Origin of the sequence: Escherichia sp. WS1450, assembly GCF_046487395.1 — a bacterium.
GTDB classification, from domain to species: domain Bacteria; phylum Pseudomonadota; class Gammaproteobacteria; order Enterobacterales; family Enterobacteriaceae; genus Escherichia; species Escherichia coli.
The window spans coordinates 119,696-136,261 of the sequence record NZ_JBJQJO010000009.1 but is presented as its reverse complement, the minus strand read 5'-3'; the positions used below and the strand labels follow the sequence as shown (position 1 = coordinate 136,261).

Below are 16,566 nucleotides of genomic sequence, written 5' to 3'. Positions count from 1 at the left end.
ATAAAGCAAAGTAAAAAGCCTCGCATTCGACGAGGCTTTATAGCGAGATTGAAGCGTATTCACACTTCAGATCAGTGGATTCGATCAGATAGCTGTTACGTTAACAGCTGCCGGACCTTTCTGACCGTCCTGAATTTCGAACTCAACGTTCTGACCTTCAGCCAGAGTTTTGAAACCATTACCCTGGATAGCAGAGAAGTGTACGAACACGTCTTTGCTGCCATCAGCCGGAGTAATGAAGCCAAAACCTTTAGACTCGTTGAACCACTTAACCTGACCTTTAATCTTTGCCATTTGAAAAATTCCTTAGATTGTTTTCTTCGCCCGCAGGCATAACATAGATAAAACTGACACATTACTGCATGAGGCACCAATATAAGGCTCGGCAGAGAAGCGGTATTCAACGTCAACGTGTTTACTCAGGACTTCTTTACTGAAAATGCCACACATAAACAGAACTGTACCTCGTTTAACCCGAAATCTGTTATCACATACAACGTTAATTATGGCAAGCCATTTTTAAACATGTCTCGATCAGACGCACAAATCTCGATACGTCTTCCACTTTTTTTGCACACTTATGCAACGGAATACGCGCCGATATATCATTGTGCTTAACCTTGCCAGTTCAGGCAGATACTTAAACTGACGTATTTTCTAACATAGTTCAATAAGTTCAGTTGTTCCAGGCCAGTGGGAGAAGTTATTACATAGTGCGTGCAATATCACATTTTCTGCTATGCAATGAATAAAAAGTTATATCACTTTTTCTCATAAAACAGTCAGTTAACGGCTATCGATCACCCCAAAGAGAAGTCAATCGACAAAGGTATTGTAAATTTAAAATAAGAAAAATTGATGAATGCGCAAAAAAATCAAGAGAGAAACGTTTCGCTAATAAATAATACCACGCTTAATCACAAATCCGATGTAAACATCCTAATAAATTAATGGGCTAAATATCTTTTTCTGATATCCCGTTACGCAAATAAATAATATGATAATTATTTGAAGTCAGACCAGAGTTTTAATTTGAAGCAGTTGCACCATGACAGTGCGTATAATCAGGATGAATTGAGTAACCCTTCAACGACGGGGTTACTCAAGATTGAGGAAGGATTATCGTTCGGCGACCAGACGAATAATATCTTCGTCTTCAACCGATTTTTGACTCTCAACGGTCTTTTTATCTGCTTTCTCAGGTTCGTTTGCTTCGCACAAACGACGTAACAGAGCATTTTGACGTTTTTGCTGATCCAGCAACGCCTCAAGCAGTTCAATCTGTTCGTTAGTCCGTGAACTGGCACGATTGATAAAAAACCACAAGATAAGCCCGATAAAAAGAACCACCACCGATACAACCAAAGACGCAATGTTCATCACGCCTGAATTTACAACTTCGTTCATTTCACCACCTCTGAGTAGAGGCGCTATTCTACCACTGCTGGAGAGGAAGAAAATCTAGTGCTGAAAAAATGATATCACCACGGGATAAACTGGTTAATGGCACAAATTCCGCTGAAAAATTGTACATCCTGATCGCACATCATGTTGAATACCTGCGCCCAAAGCAGCAAGCAAGCCAACACCACGACAACCAGAACGACCCATCGAAACTTTTTCACTCCAATCTCCGTTTCACCTACCTTATGTCATTAAACTAGCATGCGTTAGTTAAACAGCGCCTAACTATGTCGATATTCGTGCTTTTTCAGAATGAGTCGCTTGCTTCAGCGCATATTGCCGCTACGATTAAGCGAACATAAAAAGAGAAGAGGTTGTAATGCGATTCATCATTCGCACAGTTATGCTGATAGCACTGGTATGGATAGGATTATTACTCAGCGGATATGGCGTTTTGATTGGAAGCAAAGAGAATGCCGCGGGATTAGGTTTGCAATGTACCTATCTGACCGCCAGAGGCACCAGCACGGTACAATACCTGCACACTAAAAGTGGTTTTCTGGGGATAACAGATTGCCCGTTGTTACGTAAAAGCAATATTGTGGTCGATAATGGTTAAGGGTAATAAATAACCAGATTCTCACTCATGAGTAAAATATTCTTATCGCAAGTGCGTTTAATATAACGCCACCTTCAACTTTATTTTTCTCATGCTCAATAAAGAACCTGTCTGTTTGATATTCAGACAGGTTCTTACTCTCATCAGAACGGATAGTCGTGATAACCCATTTGGGCAGAAATTTTGCGCGCCGCGGTATGCAACATTGCGACATATTCCTGTAAACGCTCTTCAGAGAAACGCAACGTCGGGAAGGAGATGCTAAGACCGGCAATGACCACGCCAAAGCGATCAAATACCGGAACCGCAATGCATCGCAGCCCTTCTTCCTGCTCTTCGTTATCTTCGCCATACCCCTGCTCACGCACCTGGTCCAGAACGGGTAATAACGCTTCTGTACTGGTGATGGTCCGCTCGGTACTGCGTTTATACTCCACGCCCTCAAGAATTTGCTTCACTTCATCGCGATCGCGCCATGCCAGCAGTACCTTACCAATCGCGGTGCTGTACAGCGGATTACGACGCCCAATCCGTGAATACATGCGCAAATTGTACATAGAGTCAATTTTGTGAATGTAAACAATACTGTCTTCGTCCAGTGCGCCGAGGTGGATAGTTTCTTTGGTCAGGCGGGAGATCTCACGCATCTGGATATCTGCGCTACGAATTAAATCGACGTTTTGTAACGCGCGAGCGCCCAGTTCAAACAATTTCAGGGTCAGGGAATATTTCTCCGACTCCCCTTCCTGCGCCACATAACCTAAGGTTTTCATGGTCTGTAAAAAGCGATAAACGGTGCTTTTTGACATCATGACGCGCTGCGACAGCTCGGTTATCCCTATTTCGCGCTCTTCACCCAGCGCCTGCAAAATGCCAAAAACTTTCAGCACGGAAGATACAGAATCAGGCTGTTTATCCAGATCTGCGTTAGCCATTTATCACCTCATTGCGAGTGTTTTATAAAAATCAGAACTGTTTTTTATTATAATTTCGCACCAGGGTGGTCGCAATCCATCTTTTGCCGGTTAGTTACAATTCTGCGACATCCACCGTGAATATCAGTGCTAGAATCATACCCCTGTTGATTATTCACCAAAGATATAAAATTCCTATGCCAAAAGTTCAGGCCGACGGCCTGCCATTGCCCCAGCGATACGGTGCGATATTAACCATTGTGATTGGTATTTCGATGGCTGTCCTTGACGGCGCAATCGCCAACGTCGCCCTGCCAACAATCGCCACGGACCTTCATGCCACGCCAGCCAGTTCCATCTGGGTAGTGAACGCCTATCAAATCGCCATTGTCATCTCCCTGCTCTCGTTTTCGTTTCTGGGCGATATGTTTGGCTATCGACGTATTTATAAATGCGGTCTGGTCGTTTTTCTGTTGTCTTCACTGTTCTGCGCCCTTTCTGATTCGCTGCAAATGCTCACCCTTGCGCGTGTCATACAAGGTTTCGGCGGTGCAGCGTTGATGAGCGTTAATACCGCACTTATCCGCCTGATCTATCCACAACGTTTTCTGGGTAGAGGGATGGGCATAAACTCGTTTATTGTTGCCGTCTCTTCTGCTGCCGGGCCGACAATTGCTGCAGCAATCCTCTCCATCGCATCCTGGAAATGGTTATTTTTAATCAACGTACCGTTGGGTATTATCGCCCTGCTTCTGGCGATGCGTTTTCTGCCACCCAATGGTTCTCGCGCCAGTAAACCCCGTTTCGACCTGCCCAGCGCCGTGATGAACGCGTTAACCTTCGGCCTGCTTATCACTGCGTTGAGTGGTTTCGCTCAGGGGCAATCGCTGACATTGATTGGTGCGGAACTGGTGGTAATGGTTGTCGTTGGTATTTTCTTTATTCGCCGCCAGCTTTCTCTTCCCGTACCGCTGCTACCGGTGGATTTACTGCGTATCCCGCTGTTTTCACTTTCTATTTGCACATCTGTTTGCTCTTTCTGCGCACAAATGCTGGCAATGGTTTCCCTGCCCTTTTACCTGCAAACCGTGCTCGGGCGTAGTGAAGTCGATACAGGTTTACTTCTGACACCGTGGCCGTTAGCAACAATGGTGATGGCTCCGCTGGCAGGCTATTTGATTGAACGCGTACATGCAGGATTGCTGGGTGCTTTAGGGTTGTTCATCATGGCTGCGGGGCTTTTTTCCCTGGTTCTGCTGCCCGCGTCACCTGCGGATATCAATATTATCTGGCCGATGATCTTATGTGGCGCTGGATTTGGCTTATTCCAGTCACCCAATAACCACACCATTATAACCTCCGCTCCGCGCGAACGTAGCGGTGGGGCCAGTGGCATGTTAGGGACGGCTCGTCTATTGGGTCAGAGTAGTGGCGCGGCGCTGGTGGCGCTGATGCTAAATCAGTTTGGTGATAATGGTACGCACGTCTCGCTGATGGCTGCGGCTATTCTGGCAGTAATTGCTGCCTGTGTCAGTGGTTTACGTATCACTCAGCCAAGAGCCAGGGCATAAAAAAAGCGCGTCGTTCAGGACGCGCTTTTTAGTATTTACTTCATATTACTTCAGGTATTCACCCGTACGCAGAGCTTCAATACGTTTATCCAGCGGCGGGTGAGTCATGAACAACTCACTGAGCGATTTCGACTTACCGTTAATACAGAAAGCCATCATGCTGGTTGCTTCTTGCGGTTCATAGCTGGTTTTCAGGCGCTGCAGCGCGGCAATCATTTTCTCGCGACCAACCAGTTTTGCCGAACCGGCATCAGCGTGGAATTCACGATGACGCGAGAACCACATGGTGATAATGCTCGCCAGAATACCAAACACCAGTTCCAGAACCGTTGCAACCGCAAAGTAGATCAGCGGGTTGCCGTTGCTCTCTTCACCTTCATCACGATTTCCGCCCATAAAACCCGCGGCAAGCTGCGCCAGAATACGGGAAATAAAGATAACGAAGGTGTTCACCACGCCCTGAATCAGCGTCATGGTGACCATATCACCATTGGCGATGTGGCTGATTTCGTGAGCAATTACCGCCTCGGCTTCATCCGGGCTCATGTTCTGCAGCAAACCGGTGCTGACAGCAACCAGAGAGGCATCACGGCGCGCACCGGTTGCAAAAGCGTTGATGTCCGGCGCATGGTAGATAGCCACTTGCGGCATAGCGATCCCCGCCTGACGAGCCTGGGTTGCTACAGTATTGACCAGCCAACGTTCCCTTTCGTTACGCGGTTGCTCGATCACTTCCCCGCCAACAGATCGTAATGCCATCCATTTGGACATCAGAAGCGAAACGAAGGAACCACCAAAACCGAACAGCAAGGCCATGATCATCAGCCCCTGAACGCTGCTCGACTGTATCCCTGTCAGGCTCAGTACCAGCCCGAAAACGACCATTACGGCCAGGTTCGTTAGCAGGAAGAGCGCGATTCGCATCATAATTTTCTTTTTACCTCAGTTTAACAAAACGCAATATGCGATACCCACATCGTATGGGTTACGCGACTATTTTCAAGTCTGGATAGTGCGTAAGTCACCAGAAAGACACAACTTTACATTTTGTAGCATCTGATTTACGGCATCTTGCCGCTGTTAAAAAATCAGGCACAATTTCTTGTGCCTGATTGATATTACTTGACGGGAGCGGGTTGTTCCGCGGGTCTGGCTTTTTCAAGCTTCGCCAGATCGAGTGCGATATTCACCGTCTCATCCAGATAAGGATCCGGCTCCTGGTAATCTTTCGGTAGATCATCCAGTTTCTTCAACTCCGGTTTACCTTCGCGCTTAAAGCGTTCGTTCAAACGCGCCAGACGCGTCGCATCATCTTCATTATTCTCTTTCTCACGCACAGCGTAATTCAGAGAAACGATATTGCGCTTGTCCTTCATAGCGTTGAAGCGCGCGATATCCTTCATGATGTTCTGGAACTCTGGATCTTTCGCGATACGCGCATTATGTTCCTTCAGCAGCTCCGGTCCAAAGGCCGTCAAATCTCCCGATTTCACATAGGTCGCGGCATCGATGCTATCCCACGGCAGCGCGTTATCTTCGAATTTCTCACCCGTTTCCGTTTCTTCATTACCCGTCGGCATGATGATGTCTGGCGTTACGCCTTTACGTTGCGTACTGCCGCCGTTAACGCGATAGAATTTCTGGATCGTGTACTGCACAGAACCCAGCGCTGGCCATTCAGGACGTAACATCTGATCGTAAATACGGTTCAATGAACGGTATTGCTGAACGGTGCCTTTACCAAACGTCGGTTCACCCACAACCAGCGCACGACCGTAATCCTGCATTGCCGCGGCAAAGATTTCTGAAGCCGAAGCACTGAAGCGGTCAACCAGCACCACCAGCGGGCCTTTATAGAAAACCTGCCCATCGGTATCGCTGTCTTCACGAACTTTACCGTTGTTATCACGGACCTGAACAATCGGACCGGATGGAATGAACAGACCGGAGAGCGATACCGCTTCGGTCAACGCCCCACCGCCATTGCTACGCAGGTCGATGATGACACTGCTGACATTCTGTTTTTCCAGTTTCTGCAACTGCACTTTGACATCGTCTGTCAAACCCACATAGAAACCTGGAATATCCAGAACGCCGACTTTCTCTTTACCGACGGTCTTCACCGACATTTTAACCGCACGGTCTTCGAGGCGAATACGTTCACGGGTCAACGTTACAGTACGGGTCTTGGTCCCTTTACCAGCAGGTAAAATTTCCAGACGAACTTTACTGCCCTTCGGCCCTTTAATTAAGGCAACCACATCATCAAGACGCCAGCCAATCACGTCAACCATCGGCTTGCCTGTTTGACCAACACCGACAATTTTGTCACCAACGCTGATAGCTTTACTCTTCGCTGCCGGGCCACCTGCCACCATCGAATTGATAACGGTGTAGTCATCATCCATTTGCAGCACTGCGCCAATACCTTCCAGCGACAAACTCATTTCAGTGTTGAACTGTTCGGTATTACGCGGGGAAAGATAGTTGGTATGCGGGTCGATTTCACGTGCAAACGCCGTCATTGCCAGCGAGAAAACATCTTCGCTGTTGGTTTGCGCCAGACGACGAATGGCAAATTTGTAGCGGCGAGTCAGGGTTTCACGAATTTCTTTATCCGTTTTTCCTGTCAGCTTCAGGCTTAACTCGTCGAATTTGACTTTACTGTCCCACAGCGCGTTCAACTCAGCCTCGTTTTTCGGCCATGGCGCTTTGCTGCGGTCAAGGTTATAAGTGTCGTTGCCGGTAAAATCCATCGGCTTTTCCAGCACCGACAAAGCGTACTGGTAACGTTCAAAACGGCGCTTTTGCGCCAGATTGTAGAGATCGTAGAAAACGTCGAGTTTGCCTGAACGCAGTTCATCACCTAACTCGGTTTTCTTTTTCGCGAACTGTTCAACATCGCTTGCCAGCAGCACGTTGTGGCTGTAATCGAGCAGATTCAGGTAGCGGTCAAAGATTTTGGCCGAAAATGCCTGATCGAGGTCGAACTGGCGATAATGAGAACGGGTGAAGCGCGACGTTACGCGCTCACTTACCGTCGCATGCTGCGTCTCTTCCTTTAATACCGGAATTTGATCAGCACGCGTGATATCTTCTACAGCGAAGGTCTGGCCTGCTATTGCAAGCAGGCCAGCTAACGCGGTAAGCCTAAAAAACATGTTCATGCCTGGCCCGGCCTCCGTTTCAGAACACCAGGTGTTCTGCGCGCACAATCAAAGACATACCCGAATTCAGCTGGACGCGGACGCCGTCTTTGGTGATTTCTAATACGGTGGCATCCATCGCGTTTTGACCCGCTTTCACCTTCAGGGCTTGTCCGACAGTCAGAGCTGAAATGTCAGAAACCGGGGTGTGCTGTTCTTCGCGAGGTGCTTTTACTGTTTTTGGCGCTTTCTCTACCGGCTTTTGCGCACGAGGTTTACGTTCAGCGCCTTCTTTGCGGCGTGGCGTGGTCGGACGTGGCTTGCGTTCGCGGCGCGGTGCGTCTTCTTTCTCACCAGCAGCTGCGGCAGCTTCGCGTTTTTTCGCTTGCTGTTCAGCACGCTGTGCCTGAACACGCGCTTTCGCTTCTTCAAGCTGCTTGCGAGCATGCTCTACATGTTGCTCGTCCAGCTCACCGCATGGGTTGCCGTCAAGATCGACACGCGTTGCGCCGGATTTAACACCGTAAAGATAACGCCAGCTCGAAGTGTAGAGACGTAAAGCGGATCGTAATTGCGTTTTGCTCAGGTTCATTTCCCCGGCAACACGATCGACCAAATCCTGAAAAATACCGATTTTCAGCGGACGCGCTTCACCTTCCGCACTGAAACAGTGGGGAAAACGTTCGGCCAGAAACGCGATTACTTCTTTACTGCTATTCAACTTAGGTTGATTTTCCATGAAATTTCCTGATTACAACGGACGTAGCCAACAAGCGCAGGCATGAACAGGCGTCATTATAATGACGCTATCAGTAAATGCTACGTTATCCGTTGATTATCCTGCGACGCTCGCAAAGAATTTTTTGTAATCCGTCGTTGCAAGCACCTTTTCAAGCTGTGCCACAAGCTGACGTAAGCCTTGCTCGTCCTCGTCTGTAAAGCGACCGAAGACGGTACTGTCGATGTCGAGAACACCAATAATCTGATTTTTCACCACCAGCGGCAGAACAATTTCAGAATTACTCGTCGCATCACAGGCAATATGCCCGTCAAACGCATGAACATCCTCGATACGCTGCACTTGATTGCGGGCAACCGCAGTGCCGCACACGCCGCGCCCGACGGGTATCCGGACACAGGCAATTTTGCCCTGAAATGGTCCGAGCACCAGTGTATCGTCCTCAAGCAAATAAAAACCTGCCCAGTTTACGTCAGTGAGACGCTCATATAACAACGCACTGGTGTTCGCAAGCGTTGCCAGAAAACTGGTTTCTCCTGCCATCAGCGCGTTAAAGTCGCGATTTAAATCCGCGTAAAATTCTGTTTTGTTCATTATATAATCACTTGGTTGTCTTACCAGGAACTGCCAGCCTATTAAAATAAGCATTAAATGCGTTAATGCTCAAGATCATTCCCATCATGGGTTAAGATTAATGTTAATTCTTATTACATTTGGCACGTCATGGCTCTTAACACACCACAAATTACGCCGACAAAAAAGATAACAGTGAGGGCTATCGGTGAGGAACTGCCGCGTGGTGATTACCAACGTTGCCCGCAATGTGACATGCTGTTTAGCCTGCCCGAGATAAATTCTCATCAAAGTGCCTATTGTCCGCGCTGTCAGGCAAAAATTCGTGACGGGCGCGACTGGTCGCTAACGCGCCTGGCGGCAATGGCCTTCACCATGCTGTTGCTTATGCCGTTTGCCTGGGGCGAACCGCTGTTGCATATCTGGCTGTTAGGCATTCGTATTGACGCCAACGTTATGCAAGGCATCTGGCAAATGACCAAACAGGGCGATGCGATAACGGGGTCGATGGTCTTTTTCTGCGTTATCGGTGCCCCCCTCATTCTGGTGACCTCCATAGCTTATTTATGGTTTGGTAACCGACTGGGAATGAATTTACGTCCGGTACTGCTGATGTTTGAGCGACTTAAAGAGTGGGTAATGCTGGATATCTACCTGGTCGGCATTGGCGTTGCTTCTATAAAGGTACAGGATTATGCCCATATCCAGGCGGGTGTCGGCTTGTTCTCTTTTGTGGCGTTGGTGATTTTAACGACGGTGACGTTGTCACATCTCAATGTCGAAGAACTGTGGGAGCGATTTTATCCACAGCGCCCCGCTACGCGTAGAGACGAGAAACTCCGTGTCTGTCTTGGGTGCCATTTTACCGGCTATCCTGATCAGCGTGGTCGCTGCCCGCGTTGCCATATCCCGCTACGCCTGCGTCGCCGTCATAGTCTGCAAAAATGCTGGGCGGCGCTGTTAGCGTCAATCGTTTTGTTGTTACCTGCCAACCTGTTGCCTATTTCTATCATTTATCTGAATGGTGGCCGGCAGGAAGATACAATTCTTTCCGGGATTATGTCGCTGGCAAGTAGCAACATTGCGGTCGCCGGAATCGTGTTTATCGCCAGTATTCTGGTACCGTTTACTAAAGTGATCGTCATGTTCACTTTACTGTTGAGTATTCATTTTAAATGCCAGCAAGGTTTACGCACACGCATTCTGTTACTGCGGATGGTGACCTGGATTGGTCGCTGGTCGATGCTCGACCTGTTTGTCATATCTTTAACCATGTCGCTGATTAATCGCGATCAGATCCTCGCTTTTACTATGGGACCGGCTGCGTTTTATTTCGGCGCAGCGGTAATTTTGACTATTCTTGCTGTGGAATGGCTGGACAGCCGCTTACTTTGGGATGCACATGAGTCAGGAAACGCCCGCTTCGACGACTGAAGCGCAGATTAAAAATAAACGCCGTATCTCACCTTTCTGGCTGCTGCCATTCATCGCGCTAATGATTGCCGGTTGGCTGATTTGGGATAGTTATCAGGACCGGGGTAATACCGTCACCATCGACTTTATGTCGGCGGATGGTATTGTTCCAGGCCGTACGCCTGTTCGTTATCAGGGCGTTGAAGTCGGAACTGTGCAGGATATCAGCCTGAGCGACGATCTTCGTAAGATTGAAGTCAAGGTCAGCATCAAGTCCGATATGAAAGATGCGCTGCGCGAAGAGACACAGTTCTGGCTGGTGACGCCAAAGGCCTCGCTGGCAGGTGTCTCCGGGCTGGACGCCCTCGTCGGTGGTAACTATATCGGCATGATGCCAGGTAAAGGTAAAGAGCAGGATCACTTTGTCGCACTCGATACCCAACCGAAATATCGGCTGGACAATGGCGATCTGATGATCCACCTGCAAGCCCCCGATCTCGGTTCGCTGAACAGCGGTTCATTGGTCTATTTCCGCAAGATCCCGGTCGGAAAAGTCTACGACTATGCCATCAATCCCAACAAGCAAGGCGTGGTGATTGATGTCCTGATCGAGCGGCGTTTTACCGATCTGGTGAAAAAAGGTAGCCGTTTCTGGAACGTTTCCGGCGTTGATGCCAACGTCAGTATCAGTGGCGCGAAGGTGAAACTGGAAAGCCTGGCGGCACTGGTTAACGGTGCGATTGCCTTCGATTCACCTGAAGAGTCGAAACCTGCCGAGGCGGAAGATACCTTTGGTCTGTATGAAGACCTGGCCCATAGCCAGCGTGGCGTAATAATCAAACTGGAACTGCCGAGTGGGGCCGGATTAACCGCCGACTCGACGCCGTTAATGTATCAGGGGCTGGAAGTCGGACAGCTGACTAAACTGGATTTAAATCCTGGTGGTAAAGTCACTGGGGAAATGACCGTTGATCCCAGCGTCGTCACCCTGCTTCGTGAAAATACCCGCATCGAATTACGTAATCCGAAATTATCCCTTAGCGATGCCAATCTCAGCGCCCTGCTGACCGGCAAAACCTTCGAGTTGGTGCCCGGCGATGGCGAGCCACGCAAAGAGTTCGTTGTTGTGCCAGGCGAAAAAGCCCTACTGCAAGAGCCGGATGTTCTGACACTGACCCTGACCGCGCCGGAAAGTTACGGTATTGATGCTGGTCAGCCGCTCATTCTTCACGGCGTGCAGGTAGGCCAGGTTATTGATCGTAAACTCACCAGCAAAGGCGTCACCTTTACCGTCGCCATCGAGCCTCAGCATCGCGAACTGGTAAAAGGCGATAGCAAATTTGTCGTCAACAGCCGTGTCGACGTGAAGGTGGGGCTGGATGGCGTTGAGTTTCTCGGTGCCAGCGCCTCAGAATGGATTAACGGCGGGATACGTATTCTGCCAGGCGATAAAGGCGAGATGAAAGCCAGCTATCCACTGTATGCCAATCTGGAAAAAGCTCTGGAGAACAGCCTTAGCGATTTACCCACCACAACCGTGAGTTTGAGTGCAGAGACGCTGCCGGATGTGCAGGCAGGATCGGTAGTGCTGTACCGTAAATTTGAAGTTGGTGAAGTTATTACCGTGCGTCCGCGAGCTAACGCGTTTGATATCGATCTGCATATTAAGCCGGAGTATCGCAACCTTCTGACCAGCAACAGCGTGTTCTGGGCAGAAGGTGGGGCGAAAGTTCAGCTGAATGGTAGTGGTCTGACTGTACAGGCATCCCCGCTCTCCAGAGCATTAAAGGGGGCTATTAGCTTCGATAACCTCAGCGGTGCCAGCGCCAGTCAGCGTAAAGGCGACAAGCGTATTCTGTATGCTTCCGAAACAGCAGCCCGTGCGGTTGGCGGGCAGATTACGCTTCACGCTTTCGATGCCGGAAAACTGGCGGTCGGGATGCCAATTCGCTATCTCGGTATTGATATCGGGCAAATCCAGACGCTGGATCTGATTACCGCGCGCAATGAAGTACAGGCAAAGGCGGTGCTCTATCCGGAATATGTCCAGACCTTTGCTCGCGGTGGTACGCGCTTCTCAGTTGTCACACCGCAAATTTCGGCAGCTGGCGTTGAGCATCTTGATACTATCCTCCAGCCGTATATCAACGTCGAACCAGGACGGGGCAACCCTCGCCGCGACTTTGAATTACAAGAGGCCACCATAACTGATTCGCGTTACCTGGATGGCTTAAGCATTATTGTTGAAGCGCCGGAAGCCGGTTCGTTAGGCATCGGTACGCCTGTGCTATTCCGTGGTCTGGAAGTCGGTACGGTTACCGGAATGACGCTGGGGACATTGTCAGATCGCGTGATGATTGCGATGCGCATCAGTAAACGCTATCAACACCTGGTGCGTAACAATTCCGTCTTCTGGTTGGCATCGGGTTACAGTCTGGACTTTGGTCTGACGGGCGGCGTCGTGAAAACCGGCACCTTTAACCAGTTTATCCGTGGCGGCATCGCCTTCGCTACGCCTCCGGGTACGCCGCTGGCACCGAAAGCCCAGGAAGGCAAGCACTTCCTGTTGCAGGAAAGTGAACCGAAAGAGTGGCGTGAATGGGGAACTGCGCTTCCCAAATAATGCCCACTGCTCCGGCGTGCCTGCGCCGGAGCGTTTATGCTAAACTGCGCGCCTGTTTTTTTGCCAGTGGTACATGCTCGTGGCCCAACACACCGTTTATTTCCCGGACGCCTTTCTGACACAAATGCGCGAAGCTATGCCTTCGACGCTCTCATTTGATGATTTTCTTGCCGCCTGTCAGCGCCCGTTGCGCCGCAGCATTCGCGTTAATACGCTGAAAATCTCTGTTGCTGATTTCCTGCAATTAACCGCTTCTTATGGCTGGACGCTTACGCCAATTCCGTGGTGTGAAGAAGGTTTCTGGATTGAACGCGACGATGAAGATGCATTGCCGTTGGGTAGTACCGCCGAGCATTTAAGTGGCCTGTTTTATATTCAGGAAGCCAGTTCAATGTTGCCCGTCGCCGCCTTGTTTGCTGACGGTAATGCACCACAGCGGGTGATGGATGTCGCTGCCGCGCCCGGCTCCAAAACGACGCAAATTGCCGCGCGGATGAATAACGAAGGGGCGATCCTTGCCAATGAGTTTTCCGCCAGTCGGGTAAAAGTGTTACATGCCAATATCAGCCGCTGTGGCATCCGTAATGTTGCGCTCACACATTTTGATGGCCGCGTGTTTGGTGCGGCGTTGCCAGAAATGTTCGATGCCATTTTGCTGGACGCTCCCTGCTCCGGCGAAGGCGTGGTGCGTAAAGATCCCGATGCGCTAAAAAACTGGTCACCAGAAAGCAATCAGGAAATCGCAGCTACCCAACGGGAACTGATCGACAGCGCCTTTCATGCATTATGCCCTGGCGGTACGCTGGTTTACTCGACCTGTACCTTAAACCAGGAAGAAAACGAAGCCGTTTGCCGGTGGCTGAAAGAGACTTACCCCGACGCAGTAGAGTTTTTACCGCTTGGCGATCTCTTCCCTGGTGCAAACAAGGCGCTGACCGAGGAAGGCTTTTTGCATGTTTTCCCACAAATTTACGACTGCGAAGGCTTCTTCGTTGCTCGTCTGCGTAAAACTCAGGCGATTCCCGCCTTACCCGCCCCAAAATACAAAGTGGGCAATTTCCCGTTCAGCCCGGTGAAAGATCGCGAAGCTGGACAAATTCGTCAGGCGGCTGCAGGTGTTGGCTTAAACTGGGATGAAAACCTGCGCCTCTGGCAGCGTGACAAAGAACTGTGGTTGTTCCCGGTGGGCATTGAAGCCCTGATCGGTAAAGTCCGATTTTCTCGGTTGGGGATTAAACTTGCCGAGACGCACAACAAAGGTTATCGCTGGCAGCATGAAGCGGTTATTGCTCTTGCCTCACCCGATAATATGAATGCATTCGAGCTGACGCCGCAGGAAGCGGAGGAGTGGTATCGCGGGCGCGATGTTTACCCGCAAGCCGCGCCAGTGGCGGATGATGTATTGGTTACTTTCCAGCATCAACCGATTGGTTTAGCCAAACGGATTGGTTCGCGACTGAAAAACAGCTATCCGCGTGAACTGGTGCGCGATGGGAAACTTTTTACCGGTAACGCCTGACAGCGCACAAAAAAAGCGCACTTTTTGACTGGCACATTCGGCTGCCTCAACTAGGCTGAAAAATGGTGCGATCGGACTGGTCGTACCACAATCGGCAGCTAAATGGAGAGCACGAAGATGAAAACCAGTGTGCGCATAGGCGCTTTTGAAATCGACGACGGCGAATTACACGGTGAATCGCCGGGTGATCGAACGTTAACCATTCCTTGTAAATCTGACCCCGATTTATGTATGCAACTGGATGCCTGGGATGCTGAAACCAGTATCCCTGCCCTGCTAAATGGCGAACACTCTGTCCTTTACCGTACCCGTTACGATCAACAATCTGATGCCTGGATTATGCGTCTTGCCTAATCCAAAAAGAACCCGTCGGCATGGCGGGTTATTTGTCCTGGTTATTCCCCCGTTGTAAAATCTCTCCTAAACTTAACGGTACGGCACCACACTTCGGGGATGAAATGTTCGCGCTGGTACTTTTTGTTTGCTACCTGGATGGCGGTTGTGAAGATATTGTTGTGGATGTCTACAACACGGAACAGCAGTGTCTTTATTCTATGAGCGATCAACGGATCCGCCATGGCGGTTGTTTTCCAATCGAGGATTTTATAGATGGTTTCTGGCGACCTGCACAGGAGTACGGTGATTTTTAATTATTGCAATTGCACAAGAGTCAGTTCGCCCCCAAAGACAGCACCGGTATCAATATAATGCAGGTTGCCAATATCCACGCGATGGCGCAACGGTGTATGACCAAACCAGAAATGATCAGCACCTGTAATTCCCTGCCCTTTTTGGCGTTCACCTAATCGCGAGCGGCTCCACAAGACCTGATGCAAATCAACGTCCTTTTGCCATTCATAAACATCATCTGGATAATCGGCATGAGCAATAACATGTTTGCCGGTGCGGCTGTGTACTTCAAGAATAAAGGGCAAATGCTGACATTTTTCCAGCGCCGTTTTCGCTTGTTTCTGTTGATTATCTGCCAGCGCAATAAACCAGTCGCCGCCATTCATCAACCATAAAGACATCTGCTGGGATGCCAGCGCATCCATCGCCATCTGTTCATGATTGCCTCTTACCGCACGAACCCAATGTTGTTCCAGTAACTGCAGGCAACGTAAACTTTGCGGCCCACGATCGATAACGTCTCCCACTGAGATAAGTAAATCTCGCCACGGATCAAAACCACAATGCCATAATTTGCGGCGCAACTGCTCAAGACAACCGTGTATATCGCCTGAAAGCCAGATATGTCGCCATTGATGACCCGCAATTCTCTGATAAACGGGCGCAGGCTGTTTCATCAATATTTTCCTCCCGCGCTAAAGATCACATAATCTTAACAAGAATGTTAAAAAACGCTGGACTCAGACAGTAGAGTGTGTGTTATGGTTGACTATAAAGTCAGCGAAGGGAATGCTTCTGGCTTTTAACAGATAAAAAGAGACCGAACACGATTCCTGTATTCGGTCCAGGGAAATGGCTCTTGGGAGAGAGCCGTGCGCTAAAAGTTGGCATTAATGCAGGCTTAGTTGCCTTGCCCTTTAAGAATAGATGACGACGCCAGGTTTTCCAGTTTGCGTGCAAAATGGTCAATAAAAAGCGCGGTGGTCATCAGCTTAAATGTTAAAAACCGCCCGTTCTGGTGAAAGAACTGAGGCGGTTTTTTTATTGGAAATCAAAAGGTTATTTTAGGTAATTAACAGAGTTTTTCAGCTCGTTCTATAAACGGTGCCAGACTCATTTTTTCGCCGCGATTGTTAGGATCATCAATCTGAATCACCGAAATGGGCTGGGCTTTAGTCTTCCCACTGGTAACTTCCTTTTGTGCGATATCGTTTAAAGGATACTGCACGAGGGTACTTGGGTTGATGACATACAAAGCATTACCCGGTCGGCAAGTCAGCATCACCTCTTCGCGATTAAACGCCCATTTGTCTTTACCCACTTCAAAACGGCTGACGGTAATCACCTGCGGTGCCGCCAGCGCCGCTGCAGAACTGGTGAGTAACAGAAACGCCAGAATACTTTTTTTCATCATT

General features: G+C 49.3%; 18 protein-coding genes. 7 read left to right on the top strand and 11 right to left on the bottom strand.

Annotation, left to right across the window (positions count from 1 at the left end; translation table 11 throughout):
* Positions 1-84 precede the first annotated feature (84 nt).
* From cspE to mgrB, 4 genes are all read right to left on the bottom strand, one after another.
* Positions 85-294 (bottom strand): transcription antiterminator/RNA stability regulator CspE, encoded by a 210-nt coding sequence (gene cspE / locus ACJHYR_RS13340; protein WP_001062678.1) that lies wholly within the window; start codon positions 292-294, stop codon positions 85-87.
* A gap of 12 nt (positions 295-306) precedes the next feature.
* On the bottom strand, positions 307-450 hold the full coding sequence (locus ACJHYR_RS13335) for a DUF2627 domain-containing protein (RefSeq protein WP_001295496.1): 144 nt from the start codon (positions 448-450) through the stop codon (positions 307-309).
* A gap of 669 nt (positions 451-1,119) precedes the next feature.
* The gene (locus ACJHYR_RS13330) at positions 1,120-1,407 is read right to left on the bottom strand and encodes a YebO family protein (protein WP_001006855.1); all 288 of its coding nucleotides are present in this window, start codon (positions 1,405-1,407) and stop codon (positions 1,120-1,122) included.
* 74 nt (positions 1,408-1,481) lie between these two features.
* A complete protein-coding gene (gene mgrB, locus ACJHYR_RS13325) occupies positions 1,482-1,625 on the bottom strand; it encodes a PhoP/PhoQ regulator MgrB (protein WP_000714550.1) in 144 nt (47 codons plus the stop codon).
* A 158-nt stretch (positions 1,626-1,783) separates the two neighbouring features.
* Between mgrB and ACJHYR_RS13320 the strand changes: the two genes are divergently transcribed.
* Positions 1,784-2,023 carry a YobH family protein gene (locus tag ACJHYR_RS13320; RefSeq protein WP_001211011.1) on the top strand — a complete coding sequence of 80 codons (240 nt, stop codon included), beginning with the start codon at positions 1,784-1,786 and terminating at the stop codon, positions 2,021-2,023.
* A 143-nt stretch (positions 2,024-2,166) separates the two neighbouring features.
* Here ACJHYR_RS13320 and kdgR read toward each other — a convergent pair whose 3' ends face one another.
* Positions 2,167-2,958 (bottom strand): DNA-binding transcriptional regulator KdgR, encoded by a 792-nt coding sequence (gene kdgR / locus ACJHYR_RS13315; protein WP_001262182.1) that lies wholly within the window; start codon positions 2,956-2,958, stop codon positions 2,167-2,169.
* Positions 2,959-3,134: 176 nt separating this feature from the next.
* On the opposite strand from kdgR, the gene ACJHYR_RS13310 reads away from it, so the two are divergent.
* On the top strand, positions 3,135-4,508 hold the full coding sequence (locus tag ACJHYR_RS13310; protein WP_001314810.1) for an MFS transporter: 1,374 nt from the start codon (positions 3,135-3,137) through the stop codon (positions 4,506-4,508).
* Positions 4,509-4,553: 45 nt separating this feature from the next.
* On the opposite strand, the gene htpX is transcribed toward ACJHYR_RS13310, so the two are convergent.
* The 4 genes from htpX to msrC form a co-directional block, all read right to left on the bottom strand.
* Positions 4,554-5,435, bottom strand: a complete 882-nt coding sequence (gene htpX, locus ACJHYR_RS13305) for a protease HtpX (protein ID WP_000984517.1) — start codon at positions 5,433-5,435, stop codon at positions 4,554-4,556.
* A gap of 191 nt (positions 5,436-5,626) precedes the next feature.
* Positions 5,627-7,675: a carboxy terminal-processing peptidase gene (prc, locus tag ACJHYR_RS13300; RefSeq protein ID WP_001055796.1), complete on the bottom strand. Its 2,049-nt coding sequence runs from the start codon at positions 7,673-7,675 to the stop codon at positions 5,627-5,629.
* Between the two features lie 19 nt (positions 7,676-7,694).
* Positions 7,695-8,393 (bottom strand): RNA chaperone ProQ, encoded by a 699-nt coding sequence (proQ, locus tag ACJHYR_RS13295; RefSeq protein ID WP_000431388.1) that lies wholly within the window; start codon positions 8,391-8,393, stop codon positions 7,695-7,697.
* Between the two features lie 96 nt (positions 8,394-8,489).
* Entirely contained in the window at positions 8,490-8,987 is a 498-nt protein-coding gene (msrC, locus tag ACJHYR_RS13290) for an L-methionine (R)-S-oxide reductase (protein WP_001043884.1), read from the bottom strand.
* Positions 8,988-9,116: 129 nt separating this feature from the next.
* Between msrC and yebS the strand changes: the two genes are divergently transcribed.
* The 5 genes from yebS to ACJHYR_RS13265 all read left to right on the top strand — a co-directional run bounded on the left by yebS (position 9,117) and on the right by ACJHYR_RS13265 (position 15,171).
* Positions 9,117-10,400: a membrane integrity lipid transport subunit YebS gene (yebS, locus tag ACJHYR_RS13285; protein ID WP_001314811.1), complete on the top strand. Its 1,284-nt coding sequence runs from the start codon at positions 9,117-9,119 to the stop codon at positions 10,398-10,400.
* Positions 10,369-13,002, top strand: a complete 2,634-nt coding sequence (gene yebT, locus ACJHYR_RS13280) for a lipid-binding membrane homeostasis protein YebT (RefSeq protein WP_001306757.1) — start codon at positions 10,369-10,371, stop codon at positions 13,000-13,002. The genes yebS and yebT overlap by 32 nt, the downstream gene beginning before the upstream one ends.
* Before the next feature lie 79 nt (positions 13,003-13,081).
* On the top strand, positions 13,082-14,521 hold the full coding sequence (gene rsmF / locus ACJHYR_RS13275) for a 16S rRNA (cytosine(1407)-C(5))-methyltransferase RsmF (protein ID WP_001309555.1): 1,440 nt from the start codon (positions 13,082-13,084) through the stop codon (positions 14,519-14,521).
* A gap of 117 nt (positions 14,522-14,638) precedes the next feature.
* Positions 14,639-14,875: a YebV family protein gene (locus ACJHYR_RS13270; RefSeq protein ID WP_001295499.1), complete on the top strand. Its 237-nt coding sequence runs from the start codon at positions 14,639-14,641 to the stop codon at positions 14,873-14,875.
* Between the two features lie 104 nt (positions 14,876-14,979).
* Positions 14,980-15,171, top strand: a complete 192-nt coding sequence (locus ACJHYR_RS13265) for a YebW family protein (protein ID WP_001296140.1) — start codon at positions 14,980-14,982, stop codon at positions 15,169-15,171.
* Here ACJHYR_RS13265 and pphA read toward each other — a convergent pair whose 3' ends face one another.
* Entirely contained in the window at positions 15,172-15,828 is a 657-nt protein-coding gene (gene pphA / locus ACJHYR_RS13260; protein ID WP_000812712.1) for a protein-serine/threonine phosphatase, read from the bottom strand.
* Between the two features lie 395 nt (positions 15,829-16,223).
* Entirely contained in the window at positions 16,224-16,565 is a 342-nt protein-coding gene (locus ACJHYR_RS13255) for a YebY family protein (RefSeq protein ID WP_000976481.1), read from the bottom strand.
* Position 16,566: the final 1 nt, after the last annotated feature.